Below are 20,375 nucleotides of genomic sequence, written 5' to 3' on the forward strand. Positions count from 1 at the left end.
GTTGAAGCTCATGCAAATATTCTTTTGACTCTTGATGAATCAAGTTATTCAGGGAAACAAATGCATGCAGAGCATCCTATTTCTTGGTACCATCATTACGAAGGAGGCCGTGTATTTTATACAGGTATGGGACATACAAATGCCTCTTATCAGGATCCAAATTTCTTGACTCATTTAAAAAATGGAATCGTGTGGTGTTTGGGTGAATCTGAAGTTGAAATCAAGCAAGGAAGCGAAAACCTACTTGACACAAAATTGAGTAAATGGGATGTCTTTATGGGAGGCGTACATACATCCGTTGATATAGATTTTGAAAAATCTGACGATGTAAGAACCAGTAAATCTTTAGGACTTAATAATGATGTAAAGGATGTATTCTCTGTTATTAAAGAAAATAATGAGGATGTTTTACATATTACTGGAGAAATTTATGGTGGTTTGACAACTAAAAATGAATATCAAAATTATCATTTTGAAACTGAATTCAAATGGGGTACTAAAAAATGGGAACCACGGTTAAAAGACAAAAGGGATAGCGGAATACTATACCATGCTAAAGGTGTTCATGGAGCATTTTGGAATGTTTGGATGGCAAGTTTAGAATTTCAAGTTCAAGAGGGTGATTGTGGAGATTTTATTGCACTTGGAGATGTTTATGGTGATGTGCCTTCTACCGGAAAACTAAATAACAATGGCAAAAAACATTTTATCTACAACCCAAAAGGAGACCTTATTCCTCTTAAATGGGGTACTGGTTTTGAATCTGGTCAAGCTAGTAAATCAGAATTATTTGAAAACAAAAATGGAGAATGGAATAAACTAGAAATCTATGTTTTGGGCAATGAAAGTATCCATCTAGTGAATGGACATGTAGTCAATCGAGTGAAAAATGCTCGTTATGATATCAGTGGTAAAACCATTCCGGTTACCAAAGGTAAAATTCAAATACAATCAGAAGCTGCGGAAATTTTTTATAAAAACATGAAAATAACTGCTATTGAGAGTTTTCCGAAAGAGCTAAAAAACAAATAACAGGAAGCGCCCTTCGACAGGCTAAGGGGTCGGGATTCTAATCGGAGGCTGAGCTTGTCGAACTCTCGTGATGGGAATCAAGAGTCAGGAGTCAGGAAACAAGAATCAGGAGTAGCCCTTCGAAAAGGTCAGGGTCCAAACGAGTCTATAATCGGAGGCTGAACTTGTCGAAGTCTCATGTTGAGAATTAAGAAGCAGGAAGCAGGAAGCAAGAATCAAGAATTATGTGTCCTGTATCTTGAGCCTTGTATCCTGAGTCTTGAATGAGGTATAACCATAAGTATTGCGATTATTACTTTATTGTCACTTCGAGTGAATTTATGAATGAAATGAAGAAATTAGTATCGAGAAGTATCGTGCCAGCTGTTCTCGATACAATCCATGAAAAATGGATCACTCGAACTGACAGGGTTGATTGATAATAGTAGGAACCACCCTTCGACAAGCTCAGGGTCCGAGTAGTTTAACCGGAGGCTGAGCTGGTTGTTGAGGCTCTCGAAATACTGTCGAAGCCTCATGTTGGGAAGCAGGAGTCTTTCTAAAACAAAAAAGCGACACAAAGTGTCGCTTTTTATATATGTTATTTGAATAATTTTATTATTTCTTAAGCTCTTCCATCATAAACATTGGATTCAATCTATTAGGAACCGCGTCTTTATTATTTGCTCTCACCACCTGATCTGTAACTCCATAATACCTTACGGTAAATGTATAATCTTGTCCTTTGGTGTCAATATTATTTATAGCTCCTTCTCCGCAATTGAATGATATGGTAACTGTATTATCACTATTTACCACCCAGGTATTGCTATTGACATTTTTCACAGCTTCGTCTTCAAATAAATAACGTCTTGCATCATACACTGTAATTGAAGAAAAATAAACAGATTCTGGATTCATAAAAGTAGTAGTATAACTTTTTTTACCACTGTACATTTTTGAATTGCTATACAAATTAGACTCGTTGACTATTGGAGAAGCTCCTCCCCAACCCAGCGCACATTCTAAATTCCATTGATGACGATCTGTAACATCTTTTTCATTTCTTGGAAAGGTATAATAAAATGCTTTCCCTACAACTTCACTTCTCAACTTATCAGTTTTTGCATCTACAGCAGCAAAGTCGTAATTAGGTACTTTAAAATCTCCCGAGACCAATCCCCAAGTTGTTAATTTATTCTGATTTTCTTTCGCAACCTCTATACCTTTCTCCAACCCACTTCTAAAAATCAAAAAAGCATGCGTGGTTCCATCGGCGGTATCAAGTTTTACTGTATGTCTTCCTTTAGTAACAATATAATGTTGTCCATGACCATATTGGTCAATTACTTGCACAGAAGTATATACCAATACATCTTCCGGAATTTCAAAGGATATTTTTCCATTTACTACTTTGGTAATCGCCACAGAATACAGACAATCGTGATTCATTTGTACGGTTGGTGCTTTTTCGCCCCTAGGAGCCATGATGCGCAAATGTGAGATTCCCTCATTCGCTCCTTTTACCATCCAATTGCGATAATTTTTAGCGGTTTCGGCATGTGCATAGTTTTCATCAGTAATTTGAAGTACCTCACCTTCTATAAATTCTGCCTTTCCTCCAGCTTTCTGATAAGCAATAGCACTTTCTATTACTTTCGACTCAAAAATAGCGGAATCACTTGTTTCTTTTTGAACTGATTTTTGAGAATCTTTGCACGACATAACCACTACTGCAAGAAGTAGTGCAATTACAATTAGTTTACTATTTTTCATAATGTTTGCTTTAACCATCTAAAACTATTGTTGTCTTAGATTTTGTTTGGTACTTCAAAGGAAAACTTTTTTTAAATATAGCTATATTCTTTATATAGTCAAATAGACGAAGAATACGCTAAGATATCATTTTATCGAGGTGAAACAACTAGTAGCAACTCAGAAGTCAGAAAGCAAGAATCAAAAGTAACCCTTCGACAAGCTCAGGGTGCGGAAAAGTCTAAAACCTACAAATCTATTTGTTTCAAGGTTTCGATTTTATTGCGTTCTAAGAAGGCATCGATTGTTTCAAAGTGTTCAATGACTCTTTTGTCTTTGAACTCAAATACTTTTTCAGAAAGTCCAGTTAAGAAATCACGATCATGCGATACTAAAATCAAGGTTCCATCGAAATTCAACAATGCTTCTTTTAATACATCTTTTGATTTGATATCTAAATGATTGGTCGGCTCATCCAAAATCAACACATTTACAGGCTCTAACAATAATTTCACCATGGCCAATCTTGTTTTTTCTCCACCAGAAAGCATGCCTACCTTTTTGTCTATGGCATCTCCAGAAAACATAAAACGACCTAAAATATTTTTTATCTGTGTTCTGATATCTCCCTTTGCTACTTGATCTACCGTTTGGAAAACCGTCAATTGTTCGTCTAATAAAGCGGCTTGGTTCTGAGCAAAATATCCTACTTTGGCATTATGTCCTAGTTCACAAGTTCCTTCAAAATCAATTTCTCCCATAATCGCTTTGATCATGGTAGATTTTCCTTCTCCATTTCTTCCTACAAAAGAAACTTTTTCTCCTCTTGAAATGGACATATTGGCATCCTTAAAAACCACATGATTTCCGTATGCTTTTGAAAGACTCTCTGCTTGAACTGGATAATCACCAGACCTTGGTGCAGGCGGAAATTTTAAAGCTAATGCTGCATTGTCTACTTCATCTACCTCAATGATTTGCAATTTCTCTAACATACGTTCTCTATCACGTACCTGATTGGTTTTTGAAAACGTTCCTTTAAATTTATCTATAAAAGTTTTGGTATCAGCTATAAATTTTTGCTGCTCTTTGTAGGCTTTTATTTGATGCTCTCTACGTTCTTCACGCAACGTTAAATAATGAGAGTAGTTGGCTTTGTAGTCATATATCCTTCCCATTGTTACTTCAATGGTTCTGTTGGTAATGGTATCAATAAATGCCTTGTCGTGAGAGATGACCACAACCGCTTTCGCTTTGTTCAATAAAAAATCTTCTAACCAAATTACCGATTCAATATCTACGTGATTGGTAGGCTCATCTAACAAAATCAAGTCAGGTTTTTGCAATAGTATTTTTGCCAGTTCTATACGCATACGCCATCCACCACTAAACTCACTGGTCTGACGGGTAAAATCTTCACGTTTGAAACCTAATCCTCCCAAAGCTTTTTCAACCTCAGCATCATAGTTTACATCCTCTAAAGCATAATATTTTTCTCCTAAATCAGATACCTTTTCAATGATTTTCATGTATTCATCCGAATCGTAATCGGTACGCGTTTCTAGCTCTTTGTTCAAACGATCCATTTCATCACGCATTTCGAACACATGTGCAAAGGCTTTTTCTGCTTCTTCAAAAACAGTACAATTATCTTCTGTCAATAAATGCTGTGGTAAATAGGCAATCACGGCTTCTTTGGGACAACGTACATTTCCTCTAGTTGCTTTTTGCACTCCAGCAATAATTTTCATCATGGTAGACTTCCCTGCGCCATTTTTACCCATCAGGGCAATTTTGTCATTTTCATTTATCACAAACGAAACATCACTAAACAAGGCTTCACCGCTAAATTCTACTGCAATTTGATCTACCGAAATCATATATAACTATTTAAGAGCTGCGAAAATAGTCAAAAGCTTTGTGTTACAAAAGTTGGAATATTTATTATTTTCAACCAACTCTCATTCTAAAAACAAAAAGGCCAAATTACGAGTAGTAATCTGACCTTTGTATTGATTTACGAGCCTAGCTTAAGACAGATCTATTTTACTAATATCAAGTCCTAAGGCTTTCGCAACTCCTTCTCCATAAGCAGGCTTTGCTTTATAACAATTGACTACATGCCTTTCTTGAATAAATTGCTCAGCTCCTCCTATTTGGGCTGCAGTATTGTCAAATAAAGTTTGCTGTTGCGCTGGACTCATGATGGAGAATAACTCACCTGGCTGTGTATAATAATCGTCATCTTCTCTATGGTCGTAATGAAAAGCCGCACCGTCTAATTCCATTGGTGGCTCTTTGTGTTCAGGACTTTCTGCCCATTGTCCATAACTATTCGGTTCATAATGTATAGAACCGCCTTCATTACCATCTACACGCATGGCACCATCTCGGTGCGAATTATGAAACGGACATTTTGGTTTGTTTACAGGAATCTGATAATGATTCACTCCCAAACGGTAACGTTGTGCGTCTCCATAAGAGAATAACCTTCCTTGTAACATCTTATCTGGAGAGAATCCAATTCCGGGTACTACATTGGCTGGATTGAAAGCAGACTGTTCTACATCCGCAAAATAATTCTCAGGATTTTTATTCAACTCCAACACCCCAACATCTATCAAAGGATAGTCCGTATGAGGCCAAACTTTGGTCAAATCAAAAGGATTGAAACGATAATCTTTCGCTTCAGCTTCTGGCATGATTTGGACTTTTAAATTCCATTTTGGAAAATCGCCCTTTTCAATAGATTCAAACAAATCTCTTTGATGACTTTCTCTGTCCTTCCCAATGATACTTTCAGATTCAGCATCACTTAAATTTTGAATTCCTTGCGCACATTTTAAATGAAACTTCACCCAAAAACGCTCTTGATTGTCATTGATAAAACTAAAAGTATGACTTCCATAACCATTCATATGACGGTAGGTTTTTGGAATTCCCCTGTCACTCATGGTAATCGTTATTTGATGCAAAGCCTCTGGCAATAAGGTCCAAAAATCCCAATTGTGATTTGCACTTCTTAAATTTGTCTTTGGATCACGTTTTACCGCTTTGTTCAAATCTGGGAATTTATAAGGATCTTTTAGAAAAAATACCGGTGTATTGTTTCCTACCAAGTCCCAGTTCCCTTCTTCAGTATAAAATTTCACTGCGAATCCACGTATATCACGCTCGGCATCCGCTGCTCCTTTTTCTCCCGCAACAGTAGAAAAACGAACAAAAGTTTCTGTTTGCTTCCCAACCTCAGCAAATATTTTTGCTTTGGTGTATTGGCTTATATCATGCGTTACCGTAAAAGTTCCAAAGGCACCGGAACCTTTTGCATGCATCCTTCGCTCAGGAATTACCTCTCTATCAAAATGAGCTAATTTCTCTAAGAACCAAAAATCTTCCATGAGTAATGGACCACGCTTTCCAGCTGTTTTTACATTCTGATTTTCTGCAATTGGACGTCCGGAAACCGAAGTCAATTTTTTCTTTTCCTCTTTCATGATAGTACGTTTATTTTAAGGTGAGTACAACTATGAGTTGCTTGCATTTATCGCCTGTTGAAGTTACAACAGAACAAACTAAATTCCAAAAAAACAATCGTTAAGGAAAAGACAATCTTTTATGATGTACCACTAAATCTCCAACCAAACCGCCAATTCATTCCCTGAAGGATCTAAAAACTGAAAACGCTTTCCTCCTGGAAAAGAAAAAATCTCTTTTGAAATACTTCCACCAGCAGCTGTTACTTTCTCTAACACTTCCTCTAAATTGGTGTGATACAACACCACCAAAACACCATTCACAATGGGTTCATCCGTTTTTTCAAAACCACCTTCTACCCCACTTGCAGCAAAAGCAACATAATTGGGGCCATAAGAAGTAAACTGCCACCCAAAGACATTCTGATAAAACACCTCCGTTTGTTTCAAGTATTTGGCTTTGAACTCTATATAATTGATATGGTTATTTTGTGCTTTCATTTTCTTTTTTTTCAATATCGTCTAACATCTCTAGATATACATCTTCTACAAACTCCCTTGCCCATTGCGTTTTTCTTAAAAAGCCAAGACTCGACTTCCTATTGGGATTGTATTTAAAGCAACGGATATTAGTCCTTTCTCCAAGGTATTCCCAACCATAAAAATCAACCAAACGATCCAACACTTCTTTGAGTTTCACCCCATGAAAAGGATTTGCCAATTGCTCTGGTGTAGCTTGTTTTCTGTTTTTTCGAGAAGGATCTACTGCATTTAATTCTTCATTCGTAATTGTTTTAAAAAGCTCCTCCGAAATATTTTCAGATGAGTCTTTGTCATTTTTTTCTAGTTTATCGAATTGTTTTTCTGGAAAACTCATTTTACAAATACATTGAATTAAACAAGATTTTGCTTGTTCCGAATATTTTCAAGAATCTGACAAGCAAGATTTCACTTATACCACAAATTTCAACTTTTATATTGATAAATCAGTTGCTTAGATCAAAAAATAAAAACACAACTAATTATTCATGAATTTTAATGCTAACAATGAAACTCATTTTCATACAGGCGATATCCGAAAAGCCTTATCAATAGAGTAGGAATCTAAAAACATATAGCGATGTCAATAGAACTAAAAAATCTCGTAGAAATAGAGGAGCAAAAATCTTTATCGGTAGCAGTAGAACTAACCTCAAAAAAGAACGCACCAAAATTGCAATCCTTTGCTCATGGTGTTGATCAAAATAATTGGTTGCTAATTGCGGGGACAAATGAAGGCCTTCATAACCTTAATGGAAATTATGCAAGTACCTCTTTTCTTGAGAAAGCATTCAACCAAAACATCTATGTTTATGATGTTAGTAAAGATCTCTCTATATCTATTACTATCGAAGAATTAGAAGCTATTATAAATTCTAATTTCAAAAGTTATTCATCAATTTTAAAGGAGTTTATAACCGTTTTTAGAAATACAAATTCACTTTCTACACAAGTAGGAGAATATCTATATATAGCAGGAGGATACGGCCCAGAAAGCTTTACTGGTAAATCAGAAAATTACATTACTTATAACCAAATTGCACAAATACATATTCCATCTTTGATTGCTTTAGTAAAAAGAGATTATGTAAATGTCGATGCTAAAAACCTATTTGCATTTGGTAGTCATTCTAACTTTGCCGTAACGGGCGGTGAATTATTGCATTTTAATGACACCTTTTATTTGTCATTTGGACAAAATTTTGGAGCAACTGCACAGCAAGGACAAAAATATGCTGATGCTGTATATCCATTTACTTTAACTCCTAGTTTTGTAAAATACGGTTTGTTAATTAATATGCAATGTTCAGCAATTTCTGATGTTGAATATCCTACTTTACCGTCATCTGATACCTCCTCTATTTTTAGAAGAAGAGATTGCCCAATAGTTCCATCACTTTACAAAAACCCAACAAATAACAAAATTGAAAATGGCTTGGCCGTTTTTGCCGGCGTATTTAAAGCAGGTTTTCCTCCAGCAGCATGGAGCGATGCTATCTATATACATCCTACATTTAAAAATAACAGCAACGCTAAGAGGTACACACAGGATTCAGCGTACAATCAAAATAACTACAATGTATATACTTGCCCTAATTTCTCTTTATATGAATCCAAAGATGGAAAAGATATTCAACACACTTTTCTAATTGGTGGAATTGGAAATGGAAAATTAGGTTTTACAAATACTGCACTTCACATTCAAACAAACATGGCTGAATTGAAAAGTACAAGTAGCGTTATAGAAAATGTATTTGATAACCCTATTGCCGATAAAAAATATTTTGGTTCAGAAGCGGTGTTAATACCTAACAACAAATTAGTACGTTTTAAAAACTCAGAAACGTCTTCATCTTCTGAAATCATCGATTTAAAAGAAACGCTAGAATTGGATTCAAACATTAAAATTGGTTATATTTTTGGGGGTATCGAATCGGATAAGAAAAACCCACAGGGAGGTCAGGGCAACACTCAAGCATCCAATAAAATTTGGAAAGTATCGGTATCTATAGACTCTTAAATTTCAACTAAAAAAAACATCATAAATAAACCAGCATTTAATCACAAACTAAGTGCTGGTTAATTTTTAAACTTACTTTATTCAAATAGTGCCACTACTCTCGCAGGTGCTGCAGAGGCTCCTACAATTTTTAAAGGAAAAACCGCAATTTTAAAACCTGTATACGGCAATGCATCTAAATTTACCAATTGTTCTATATGACAATATTCTTTGCGTTGCCCAACCAAATGTGCTTCCCAAAATAATTCTGAGTTGTTGGTTTCCTTGGCTTTTTTAATCAAATATTTCAAAGGCAAGTCCCAACCCCAAGAATCTATTCCCATGACTTTGATTCCTTGATCTATCAACCATTCTGTAGCCTCAGCACTCATTCCAGTCCCTTTGTTCGGAAAATCTTTGGTCCCGTTGTAAATATCTCTTCCTGTTTTGATCAAAACAATCATTCCTGCAGTAAGGCTTAGATTTTCTTTGGTCAAAAATTCTTTGAGATCTTGCACGGTAATGGCATCAAAATCTTCTTTGTGCTTCATGTCAATTACCAGCCCTTCACCATAACACCAATCCAAAGGAATTTCATCTACTGTTTTGGCACGCTCACCATTTACAGTAGGTGCATAATGCCAAGGAGCGTCAATATGTGTTGTTGAATGTACTCCCATTTTTTGAATGGTATCATCTGCCCAACCGATAAATTGTTTGGGGAATAATTTTTTAGGCAACCCCAAAAAACGCAATAACAAAGTGGCTTTTTTATGCGCCTTGTGTTTGATTTTCACTTTCATAAACCAAGGGTCTGATTTATTGTATTGGATGGGTTTTGATAGATCTATTATTTTCATTTTACAATTTATTATTTTTTGTAAATATCAATCTTTTCGTCATAATATCCCTATTAGATTATATCCTAATTTTAATCAGTTCGCTATAGGAAACATTGATTTTAAAAGATTCGCTTTCCATCTCCTGTCTAATTTTTAGGGCATTTTTTTATACACTTGATTTGTATTTCCTAAAACGAGGCTTCGACAGGCTCAGCCTCCAACTTCAACAGGCTCAGCCTCCAACTTCGACAAGTTCAGCCTCAAAATTAGACAGGCTCAGCCTCCGACACTAAAAACCTCAGCCCCCAATAATCAATTTAACTCCCACTACAAGCAACAGTACCGCAAAAGCTTTTTTCAAGGTAGCAGCGGGTAAAACATGTGCCAATTTTGCTCCAATACGAGCAGTAAAAAAGCTAGCAAAACTAACAGTGATAAAGGCATATACATGTACAAATCCAAAAACACCATTGGGCAAAGATTCTTTTAGGTTTGGGTCTACAAATTGTCCAAACACAAGAAACCCAACTGCGCCAGCACTTGCGATAGGCAATCCACAAGCAGCTGAAGTCCCCACTGCGTTTTGAATTTTCAAACCACAATAGCTCAATATAGGCACTGTTAAGGTACCTCCGCCAATACCAAAAATAGCAGAAACAAGACCAATAAAACCTCCTATTCCCGTTTGTCCAATCGGAGATGGCAGTTTACTAAAATCATTCTCCTCTAGAGATTTATTTTTTACAAACAGCATTTTCAAACCAACCAAAAATGCACCAAAACCAATGATGGTTTGCAGTGAATTACCATGAATCATTGTTGCAATAGCCGCACCAATTAACGAACCAAGGATCAAGCCTGGCGCCATACGTTTCCAAACGTCCCAATTAACAGCTCCTTTGCTATTGTGTGCTCGAAGCGAACTAATAGAGGTTACTATAATCGTTGCCAGAGAGGTTCCAATACCAATATGTGTGAGCGCAGCATCAGGAATGCCTTGGCTTTTAAAAATGTAAATTAATGTGGGCACAATGATCATACCGCCACCAATACCAAATAAACCTGCTAGTACGCCGGCAAAAGAACCTGCGATTAGGTAATAAAGTATATATATATCCATAATAAAATTATTTTTTTTAGTCTTTCAATTAGATTCCCAATTCTTTGCGTATTATTTCTGCTCCTTTACTCAAAGCACTTAATTTAGCATTGGCTATTGGTCGAGATAACGGAGCCATACCGCAATTTGTACAAGGATAAAGATTTTCAATATCCACAAATTTAAGAGCTTTGCGCAACGTATTTGCAACTTCCTCGGGAGTTTCAATCCTGTTGTTAGCCACATCTATTGCACCTACCATTATTTTTTTTCCACGAACTAGTTCCATTAACTCCAGCGGCACACCTGAATTGTGACATTCTAACGACACTATATCGATATTAGATTTTTGAATTTTCGGGAAAATTTCTTCGTATTGTCGCCACTCAGAACCCAAGGTTTTTTTCCAATCATTATTGGCTTTTATACCATAGCCATAACAAATATGAACCGCTGTTTCACAATGCAAACCTTCTATCGCTTTTTCTAGGACAGCCATCCCCCAATCGTTTACCTCCTCAAAAAAAACATTGAATGCCGGTTCATCAAACTGGATAATATCCACTCCAGCATCTTGCAATTCTCTAGCTTCTTCGTTAAGCACTTTCGCAAACTCCCAGGCCAATTTTTCTCTACTATGGTAATGATCGTCGTACAAGGTATCTACCATAGTCATCGGACCTGGTAATGCCCATTTTATAGGCTTGTTGGTTTGTTTTCGCAAAAACTTAGCATCTTCAACAAAAACGCCTTTTTTTCGTGCAATCTTATCTACAACCACTGGAACACTTGCTTCATATCGGTCTCGAATTTTTACTGTTTTGCGATTTTCAAAATCCACTCCACTTAAATGCTCAATAAAAGTTGTGACAAAATGTTGTCGCGTTTGCTCACCATCACAAATGATATCAAGTCCGGCTAATTGTTGCTCTTGTAAAGAAACACGCAAAGCATCTTGTTTTCCTTCTTGTAATATAGAATTCTCTAATTTCCACGGCGACCAAAGTTTTTCTGGGGTTGAAAGCCATGTGGGTTTGGGTAAACTTCCAACGGTTGATGTTGGTAATAATTTTTTCATAATAATATATGCTGTTAGATTGTGAAATTAGCTGACCATTGTTCTAAGAAATTTTTATTTGGCTTGATAAAATGCTGCTCTGCAAATTTACCTTGCTCAATTCCTAAGCTGGTACGCTCTTCTCTGTCGTATGAAATTTTTGTTATAGAATGGTCTTGATTTTTTAAACTAGGATTGTAACGTTGTCCAGCAACCGCATTTGCATTATAAATTTCGGGTCTGTAAATTTTTTGAAAAGTCTCCATTGTCGCAATGGTACTAATCAATTCAAGATTCGTGTAATCCGCAAGCAAGTCACCAAAAAAATAAAAAGCTAAGGGAGCTACGCTATTGGGCGGTATAAAATAACGAACCTTTAATCCCATTTTATCGAAATAATCTTCTGTTAAAGAAGAGGTGTTACTTTGGTATTCAACACCTAAAATAGGGTGTTGATTTCCTGTTCGTTGATAAGTTTTATTACTTGATACACTTAAACATATTACAGGTGATTTACTAAAATGTTTTTTGTATGCTTCAGAATTGACAAAACACTTGAATATATTTCCATGCAATTCGCCAAAATTATCAGGAATAGTATAGTTGTCTTTTCCTTTGTTGTGTTCCGCAAGCAAAACGCTAAAATCATAATCACGGACGTAAGAAGAAAAATTATTTCCAACAATCCCTTCAAGGCGTTTGCCTGTTTTATGGTCGTTAATATGTGTTTTTAATATTTCGATCGAAGGGAATGCTGTACCGTTACCCTCAATGTCTATATCTACAGAAATAATCTCAAGCTCAACAGAATATCTATTGCAATTTGGATTGTCCCATGTTGCCAAGCTATTAAAACGATGATCAATCATTTGAATGGTATTTCGTAAGTTTTCTTGCCGATTTTCTCCTCTTGCCAAATTTGCAAAATTGGTAGTGGCTCTTGTATTGCTAGACGGGATATAGTTTTCGTTGAAATATTTACTATTTATTATAAATTCAATAGTATTCTTGGGCGCATGTTGATTGCTTTTGTTCCCCTGCTTTTTGTTTGCTGTTGATTTTTTTAATAAGGCCGATTTCATCTGAATATTTTTTTAGTATTTATGTCTTACAAAATTGAACATATAAGATGAATCAATTTAATTTCACTAAAAAAACAGATAACTTCACTGATATTTAAAATCAAAAAGAAAATTAATCTTTCTACAAATCTAAAAATACGAGAAACAGATAATTATTCTTCAAAAACGAAAATAAGATTGTTTTGAAATTGCTCAGAATACTTTCAAAAGATGTAAAAAATCGTGGAAGGATGATTTTTGGGTTTTTAGTTGTTAATTACTGTCTCTTTATTCCAAGCATGAGACTTCGACGAGCTCAGCCTCCGATTATACTCCCGGACCCTGAGCTTGTCGAAGGGTGTTTCCTAAGACTTGACACCAACCTTGTCAGTTCGAGTGATCCATTTTTCATGGATTGTATCGAGAACTATTTGGGTACTACTTCTCGATACTAATTTCTTCATTTCATTCATAAATTCACTCGAAGTGACAACAAAGAAATTACAAAACAGGATTCAAGGGTCAAGAGTCAAGACTTCTGATTCCTGATACCCGATACCTGATACATGACTCCCTCCCGACTTCCAAACACAAGACTTCAACTGGCTCAGCCTCGGATAACCCAACACGGTTTTAGAGGCTTTTAAAATACTGTTGAAGTGGTGTTCTTTTCCTAAAAAAAATATCAATCCTTTATACTTTCCAAAAAACGACTAAGCCTATACACCTCAGCATCTGTCAATACTGGTTTAAATGTCTTTAAATACCCTAATAATTCATGTACCAATTTGATAGCAACAAATTGAAACTCACCAAAGGGTTTTCCATGAATCATTACAATTACATTACGAATAGGGATTTCTCTCTTTCCCCAATGGCTGGTCTCTTTAAAAATTTGTCTTTGATTTCCCCTATTTGAAACATAAAAATCCAAAGCCCTTCTAGCCCTTGTAATTTGTTGAATAGGAGATCGCATATTTAAATTTTCTATGGATTTTTTACTCCAGTTCTTCGTCTCTAAAATGAATATCCCTGCATTAGAAATCAACAAATGATCTATTTGTACACTGTACATTTTTCTGGCATCAGGTCTATGTGCAAACATTTTATTATAGCTAAACGAGAAATCATTGTAGACTATATATGAATCAGATAATTTACGTAATTCTTTATCCACTCTACTCTCACCTAACGCTCCCGCAATAACCGGTTTCAAATCGTCTACTACTTTTTTGATTTTTTCTTGTTCTTTTAATCTATGGGAACTTCTTTCAGCGATTAAAGATTCTTTCTGCAACTTCATCTTCTCAAATTGATCCTTTTTATGTAGCCAATTTTTTTTTAATTTCTGTGAAGCATAGCCGGGATAATACTTTCCTATTCCAAAAAATAACAATTCCAAAACCTTGTAACCTATCATGTATAAAGCACGATCTGATTTATCAATTAATTCTTGCGGTTTTGTTTCTTTATGAATCTTAAATCGTTTTTTATACCTCTCAGTTTTTGCGGTAAAACACCCTTCTCTTTTTTCTAATTCGCTTTTGTAATTCATCTCTAAAACAGAGATCTCTGTACATTTCTCAACTAATTCTTCTTCCACATGATTTTTTTCATGTAATAAAATGGTATTCCGATCCTTTTCATAATTTTGTAAAAAGCTATTGATTTCCGCAACAGAAGTAAACTGATGGATTCCATTAGTATCCAAAACCTCTCGGATTCTTTTTAAAGTTTCTATTTTCCCCTTAACAATCGCCATAACATAGTCTATAATAGTATTAGCGGAGAAAAGTTATAAAATCCCTAAATAAGGCGGCGAAAAAAAATATTGAAGCAACTAAAAAGCTTTGTGATAGTGCAAAACGTTGTTCTCAAAATATTCTAAAAAGGACTTGGCCCAAAATTTAGCACTACTCTATACCCATCTATATCTTCAAAAGTTGCTGCTCCTCTACGCCAGTATGGATTGAAAGAAATCACTTTTTTAAATTTAGACTTGGAAATTCTTTCCAAAGCTGCTTGATACTCTGTTTTATCCGTGATATAAAAAATAAGCAAATGCTCTTTACTAGGGGCGTGTCCCGCTTTCTCAGTTTTATGAGTTGTGAATTCTAAATGATAATGATGTTTTGGGTGCCCCACCATACGTCCACTAAAATCGCCATGGTGATCAAAACCACCGATGACTTCAAAACCCAATCCGTCTACATACATTTTTGTGAGTTCCTCCAAATGATCTGTGGGTCTTCCAATGCGTATCGCCACTTCTCTTGAAATCATATTTTTAATTTTAATTAAATAGTCATTTTGTTAAAGTTACACAAATCCTCTTAAATGATATACTCTAGGTTTTCTCTTGTAAATTCAATGATACTAAGGGAGGAGATACTCAAGAACTAATGTATCTTTGCCACGAAACTATTTTTTATGAGTCTTACTTTACTTTCTTCTCCTTTGCAGGGGTTTACTGATTTTCGTTTTCGGAATGCCTTTCATAAATATTTTGGGGGTATTGATACCTTCTATGCTCCATATATTAGAATGAATGGAAAGTTAGTCATCAAATCTTCTTACAAAAGAGACTTGGCTTTGGAGCATAATGATACTCTAGAGGTAATCCCACAAATAATGACCAACTCAGATGAGGAGTTTTTGTATGTGGTCAAATACATTCAAGAATTGGGGTATAAAGAATTGAATTGGAACTTAGGCTGCCCCTATCCTATGGTTACAAAAAAAGGAATGGGTTCTGGCTTGATTTGTCAGCCCGAAAAAATAGATCATATATTAAAACGTGTGCATAATGAAACGGACATTACGGTTTCTATGAAAATGCGTATGGGTTATGAAACACCGGAAGAAATTCAGGACGTCTTCCCTATTTTGGATACCTATCCATTGAAAAACATCGCCATTCATGCCAGAATTGGAAAGCAGTTGTACAAAGGTGGTGTCGATTGGGATTCCTTTCAAAAATGTATTGACAATACCAAACATAAGTTATATTATAACGGCGATATTACAAGTGTGGCATCTTTCAAAAAAGTACAAGATCGTTTTCCAAACATAGATCATTGGATGATTGGACGTGGATTGATTGCGGATCCGTTTTTACCAAAAATGATCCAAGAAAACAGCACACAATATCCTGAAAATAGCATGGAAATATTTAAGGAATTCCATGATACTATTTTTGAACAATACGATGCTTTTTTACAAGGCCCCACTCCGATTAGAATGAAAATGTTGGGCTTTTGGGAATATTTTTCTCAATCTTTTGACAACCCACAAAAGGTGTATAAGAAAATTAAAAAAGCTAAGAACATCAAAAATTACCAGGTCGCTGTTTCTGAAATTCTAGCGAATAAAGAGTTTAAAGGATTTACGAATTGAGGAGTCATGATCTAAGTATCTGGTAGTCAGGTACTTATAATTCCTATGTGGTTGTAGATGAATTGTCACTTCGAGTGAATTTATGAATGAAATGAAGAAATTAGTATCGAGAAGTCTCTTGATAATGGTTCTCGATACAATCCATGAAAAATGGATCACTCGAACTGACATAGTTTGGCAGCAAGGAGTAAAAATCAAATAACAGGAGTCATAAAAAATAAAAAACATCAAAATGTCAAAAAAACAAAACCCTAAAGAGGAAAAATCACTACTACATCCAAGGAACAAACACCATGGCAGATACGACTTCAAACTATTGATTGAAACGCTTCCTTCTTTGAAATCTTTTGTTTCTAAAAATGATTACGATGAGTACTCTATTGATTTTTTCAATCCGAATGCCGTAAAAGCTTTGAACAAGGCCTTGCTGTTACATTATTACAATTTGAAAGATTGGAAAATCCCCAAAGGATTTTTATGTTCTCCAGTGCCGGGTCGTGTGGATTATGTGCATTATATAGCAGACCTACTGGCTGAAAACAACCAAACTGAAATTCCTAGAGGGAATCAAATAAAATTTCTAGATGTTGGTGTAGGGGCCAATTGCATTTATCCTATACTCGGACATCAAGAATATGGTTGGTCTTTTGTTGGTGTAGATATTGAAGAGATATCCATTACTTCTGCAACACAAATATTAAAATCAAATCCGGCATTAAACGATGCTGTTGAATTGCGCCTGCAAAAGAATCCCAAAGATATTTTTAGAGGTGCTATTCAGGCAGGAGAAAAATTTGAAGTAAGTATGTGCAACCCACCTTTCCATGCTTCGGCCGAAGAAGCTGCTTCTGCCACAAAACGAAAATTAAAAAACCTAAAATCTAAAGGTGCAGAGACTTTGAATTTTGGAGGACAACATAATGAATTGTGGTGTGAAGGAGGTGAAATCAATTTTCTTAAAAACATGATTCGTCAGAGTAAACATCATGCAGAAAATGTAACTTGGTTCACAACACTTGTTTCTAAAAAAGAAAATATTCGTCCTCTAAAAGTATTGCTTAAAAAATTGGAGGCAAAAAGCTTTAAAGTAATTCCTATGGGACAAGGTTCTAAAATTAGTAGAATTTTGGTTTGGTCTTTTGTGAAATAAAGAAAGGAATCACCCTTCGACAAGCTCAGGGTCCGAAAAAGTCTAAATCCGGAGGCTGAGCTTGTCGAAGTCTCATTTTGGGAATCAGGAGTCATGTGGCAGGAATCAGGATTTTTAGTCTTGAGTCTTGCAACTTGAATCAGATTTATCAACACCTTATATGCTTATTCTTCATTGTCACTTCGAGTGAATTTATGAATGAAATGAAGAAATTAGTATCGAGAAGTATCGTGCTAATGGTTCTCGATACAATTCATGAAATATGGATGACTCGAACTGACATGGATTGGTAGAAGGAAGCACCCTTCGACAGTATTTTGGGAATCAGGAGCAAAGAATCAAGAAACCAGGAAACTTGTGTCTTGTGTCTTGTGTCTTGTGTCTTGAATCTTAAACAAAAAAAATCACTTAAAAGAATCCGTTTTTTTATCATAATTATAAGGACAATGCTTGCAGCCACTTTTACAACAATACCCTCTTTTTAGATGATATTGTTCTGTAAATACACGGTATCCATCTTCATTCCAATAAAAATCTCCTTCTACTAATTTTGGTACATCCATTTTCCTTATTTAAAGTGCTGCAAAAATAAGCTTTTCGTTGGTTGAAGAAATAATTTTTCTTTTTTTCAGGATTTTTTGCATCTTTTTTGACTTTCCTCCGTCTTATGAGTAACTTTAACTATTAAATGATAACATTATGAAAAATACAAACTGTACATGCAACTGTGAATCATGCAAAAATGGACAATGTGCCACCTGTACTTGTGAATCTTGTACTTGCGCTAATTGTATTTGTTAATTAATCTTCCTTCTCTTTGAAATAATATTTTAAGGAGAAGGAATTATCATTGAACTATGGATACAGAAAAAATTTGGTCTGAATTCTCTCTCGCCTTGAAAAAATTTATTTTCAGTAAGGTCAAAAACGAAACTGTTGCTGATGATATTCTGCAAGAAGTTTTTATAAAAATTCATCTTCACAAGCACGAGTTAAAAGAAAAGAAACGATTAAAATCTTGGCTTTTCTCTATCGCGAACAATGCGACTCTGGATTATTTCCGAAAAAAAGACATTGTACTCCCAACCGAAACAAACGATGCTGCTGAGGAAAACTCCAAAGATGAACATGACGCAGGAGACTGTGTGCTTCCCTTGATATTAAACCTACCAAAAAAATATAAAGAGATATTAGTGCTAACCGAAATCAAAGGTTACAAACAACAAAAAGCTGCCGATACCTTATCCATCGGATTGCCTGCCGCTAAATCAAGAATTCAACGTGGAAGAGATTTGCTGAAAAAAGGTTTTATGGACTGCTGCGACTACAAACTAGATGCGAACGGGCATCTCAAAGGAGAACATAAAAACAAAGAAGACTGCAAAGTTTGTAATTAATTTTACTTCCTTTTTCAAAATTGTTTTTTGCATCGCTATTTTAGTAAATTTGCAAAAAAACTACATGTCCAAAGACATCTACGGTACTGCTTTATTAGATTATCAAAACGGGAATTATACCGAAGATCTAATTACCAATTCTTCTATTGCCGAAGAAGATACAATGCCATTGCCTTATTTATTCCGTTCTTTTAAGGAGATGCCTGTTTTAGAACAAACTGCTCTGAAACATTGCAAGGGAGATATTCTAGATTTAGGGGCTGGTGCCGGAAGTCATTCTGTTTATTTGCAAGAGAAAAATCAAAAAACAACTGCTATAGATATTTCTGAAGGGGCAATTTCTGTTTGTCAAAAAAGAGGGATTGACAATAGTTATGTTCAAGATATCTGGACTTTAGAAAATAAATCCTTTGATACTATTTTAGCATTGATGAATGGTACAGGAATCTGTGGAACTTTAGATAAATTGGCTCCTTTTTTACTGAAGTTAAAGTCATTATTAAACCCAAACGGACAAATTTTGATTGACTCTTCTGATATCATTTATATGTACGAAGATGAGGACGGAGAACATTGGATTCCTAGTGATGTTGCCTACTATGGTGAAGTAAGCTTTGAGATGAGTTATAAAAATGAAAAAAAAACCTCTTTCCCTTGGTTATATGTTGATTTCAACACTTTACAACGCTGTGCCAACTACAATGGAATGCATTGCGAACTACTAGAAGAAGGAGAACATTTTGATTACCTTGCAAAAATTACAATTTTATAAAAATGAAATACCTTATTCCTTATATTTTCTGTTTTACTTTATGTATTAGTCATGCGCAAACAGAATCTGCTCAAAAATCTTTTCAGGCAGAGTTGAACTTGCAATATGGTAATAAGGATAGTTCTCCATTAAGCAACAAAGAAGTAAAAACATTCAAAGGTCTTCCTTTTTACAACTGGGACAAAAGTCTTGTTGTGGTTGCCTCTTTGAAATTAACACCTGAGGCTCCCTTGTTTAAAATGGAAACAACCAGCAATAGAACTCCCTTATACCAGCAGTATGCAATTGCTACTTTTATTTTAAATGGACAGAAACAACAATTAAGCATATATCAAAGTCAAGATTCTAAATTTAGTTTTGATTACAAAGATTATTTATTTTTACCTTTTAAGGATGCGACCAACGGAACGGAAACCTATGAAGGAGGTCGTTATGTAGATGTTTTTATCAGTAATATCATAAACAATACTATTGTCATTGACTTTAACAAGGCCTATAACCCTTACTGTGCTTATAACCATAATTACTCTTGTCCGATTCCACCCAACGAAAACCACCTAGAAATCGCCATCAAAGCAGGGGTAAAAAAAGGATTACTCTCAGAATAAAACTTTGATTATTTACAGTTGTTCAATATCAACCTTTCGGTACCTAAATTTTAAGTGCAGGCTTTACGTCATCTATTGTTTTCATACAGAAAACCATTTATGATATTAATTTAAACAATCCGTATCCCTTACTATCTGTTATTTTTTTGTTATTTGTATAACAATAATTGGTCTTATGCATAAAGTTCATGAAACCTACTTTATTGATTGCTATA

Annotated in this window: 19 protein-coding genes; 7 read left to right on the forward strand and 12 right to left on the reverse strand. The window is 35.2% G+C overall.

Annotation, left to right across the window (positions count from 1 at the left end; all coding sequences use genetic code 11):
• On the forward strand, positions 1–1,032 hold a 1,032-nt coding region (locus P8H68_RS06635), incomplete at its 5' end, for a family 16 glycoside hydrolase (RefSeq protein WP_300322691.1).
• Positions 1,033–1,629: 597 nt separating this feature from the next.
• Here the strand turns inward: P8H68_RS06635 and P8H68_RS06640 are convergent.
• The 5 genes from P8H68_RS06640 to P8H68_RS14550 form a co-directional block, all read right to left on the reverse strand.
• On the reverse strand, positions 1,630–2,787 hold the full coding sequence (locus P8H68_RS06640) for a DUF1254 domain-containing protein (RefSeq protein ID WP_300322693.1): 1,158 nt from the start codon (positions 2,785–2,787) through the stop codon (positions 1,630–1,632).
• Between the two features lie 227 nt (positions 2,788–3,014).
• A complete protein-coding gene (locus P8H68_RS06645) occupies positions 3,015–4,646 on the reverse strand; it encodes an ABC-F family ATP-binding cassette domain-containing protein (protein WP_300322695.1) in 1,632 nt (543 codons plus the stop codon).
• A 150-nt stretch (positions 4,647–4,796) separates the two neighbouring features.
• On the reverse strand, positions 4,797–6,260 hold the full coding sequence (locus P8H68_RS06650) for a catalase (RefSeq protein ID WP_300322697.1): 1,464 nt from the start codon (positions 6,258–6,260) through the stop codon (positions 4,797–4,799).
• Positions 6,261–6,392: 132 nt separating this feature from the next.
• Positions 6,393–6,740 carry a VOC family protein gene (locus tag P8H68_RS06655; RefSeq protein WP_300322699.1) on the reverse strand — a complete coding sequence of 116 codons (348 nt, stop codon included), beginning with the start codon at positions 6,738–6,740 and terminating at the stop codon, positions 6,393–6,395.
• Positions 6,724–7,116: a VF530 family protein gene (locus P8H68_RS14550; RefSeq protein WP_366144932.1), complete on the reverse strand. Its 393-nt coding sequence runs from the start codon at positions 7,114–7,116 to the stop codon at positions 6,724–6,726. The genes P8H68_RS06655 and P8H68_RS14550 overlap by 17 nt, the downstream gene beginning before the upstream one ends.
• 243 nt (positions 7,117–7,359) lie before the next feature.
• Here P8H68_RS14550 and P8H68_RS06665 point away from each other — a divergent pair, with 243 nt between their 5' ends.
• Positions 7,360–8,799: a hypothetical protein gene (locus P8H68_RS06665; protein ID WP_300322701.1), complete on the forward strand. Its 1,440-nt coding sequence runs from the start codon at positions 7,360–7,362 to the stop codon at positions 8,797–8,799.
• Positions 8,800–8,876: 77 nt separating this feature from the next.
• Here P8H68_RS06665 and P8H68_RS06670 read toward each other — a convergent pair whose 3' ends face one another.
• From P8H68_RS06670 to P8H68_RS06695, 6 genes are all read right to left on the reverse strand, one after another.
• A complete protein-coding gene (locus P8H68_RS06670; RefSeq protein ID WP_300322703.1) occupies positions 8,877–9,638 on the reverse strand; it encodes a cyclase family protein in 762 nt (253 codons plus the stop codon).
• A 280-nt stretch (positions 9,639–9,918) separates the two neighbouring features.
• A complete protein-coding gene (locus tag P8H68_RS06675) occupies positions 9,919–10,740 on the reverse strand; it encodes a sulfite exporter TauE/SafE family protein (protein WP_300322705.1) in 822 nt (273 codons plus the stop codon).
• Between the two features lie 28 nt (positions 10,741–10,768).
• A complete protein-coding gene (locus tag P8H68_RS06680; RefSeq protein WP_300322707.1) occupies positions 10,769–11,797 on the reverse strand; it encodes a methionine synthase in 1,029 nt (342 codons plus the stop codon).
• 14 nt (positions 11,798–11,811) lie between these two features.
• Complete coding sequence (locus P8H68_RS06685; RefSeq protein WP_300322709.1) at positions 11,812–12,858, reverse strand: DUF1852 domain-containing protein; 1,047 nt, start codon at positions 12,856–12,858, stop codon at positions 11,812–11,814.
• Between the two features lie 664 nt (positions 12,859–13,522).
• On the reverse strand, positions 13,523–14,599 hold the full coding sequence (locus P8H68_RS06690; RefSeq protein WP_300322711.1) for a nuclease-related domain-containing protein: 1,077 nt from the start codon (positions 14,597–14,599) through the stop codon (positions 13,523–13,525).
• Positions 14,600–14,721: 122 nt separating this feature from the next.
• Positions 14,722–15,120: a VOC family protein gene (locus P8H68_RS06695; RefSeq protein ID WP_300322713.1), complete on the reverse strand. Its 399-nt coding sequence runs from the start codon at positions 15,118–15,120 to the stop codon at positions 14,722–14,724.
• A 147-nt stretch (positions 15,121–15,267) separates the two neighbouring features.
• Between P8H68_RS06695 and P8H68_RS06700 the strand changes: the two genes are divergently transcribed.
• A complete protein-coding gene (locus tag P8H68_RS06700; RefSeq protein ID WP_300322715.1) occupies positions 15,268–16,233 on the forward strand; it encodes a tRNA-dihydrouridine synthase family protein in 966 nt (321 codons plus the stop codon).
• A 232-nt stretch (positions 16,234–16,465) separates the two neighbouring features.
• Positions 16,466–17,383: a 23S rRNA (adenine(1618)-N(6))-methyltransferase RlmF gene (gene rlmF, locus P8H68_RS06705; protein WP_300322717.1), complete on the forward strand. Its 918-nt coding sequence runs from the start codon at positions 16,466–16,468 to the stop codon at positions 17,381–17,383.
• A gap of 404 nt (positions 17,384–17,787) precedes the next feature.
• Here rlmF and P8H68_RS06710 read toward each other — a convergent pair whose 3' ends face one another.
• Positions 17,788–17,946, reverse strand: a complete 159-nt coding sequence (locus P8H68_RS06710; RefSeq protein WP_300322719.1) for a DUF5522 domain-containing protein — start codon at positions 17,944–17,946, stop codon at positions 17,788–17,790.
• A 294-nt stretch (positions 17,947–18,240) separates the two neighbouring features.
• Between P8H68_RS06710 and P8H68_RS06715 the strand changes: the two genes are divergently transcribed.
• From P8H68_RS06715 to P8H68_RS06725, 3 genes are all read left to right on the forward strand, one after another.
• Entirely contained in the window at positions 18,241–18,780 is a 540-nt protein-coding gene (locus P8H68_RS06715; protein WP_300322721.1) for a sigma-70 family RNA polymerase sigma factor, read from the forward strand.
• Positions 18,781–18,844: 64 nt separating this feature from the next.
• Positions 18,845–19,552, forward strand: coding sequence for a class I SAM-dependent methyltransferase (locus tag P8H68_RS06720; RefSeq protein WP_300322723.1), 708 nt, complete (start codon positions 18,845–18,847; stop codon positions 19,550–19,552).
• Positions 19,553–19,554: 2 nt separating this feature from the next.
• Positions 19,555–20,160: a DUF1684 domain-containing protein gene (locus P8H68_RS06725; RefSeq protein WP_300322725.1), complete on the forward strand. Its 606-nt coding sequence runs from the start codon at positions 19,555–19,557 to the stop codon at positions 20,158–20,160.
• The last annotated feature ends 215 nt before the right edge of the window (positions 20,161–20,375 follow it).

Source organism: Flavicella sp., assembly GCF_029238425.1.
Taxonomy (GTDB): Bacteria; Bacteroidota; Bacteroidia; order Flavobacteriales; family Flavobacteriaceae; genus Flavicella.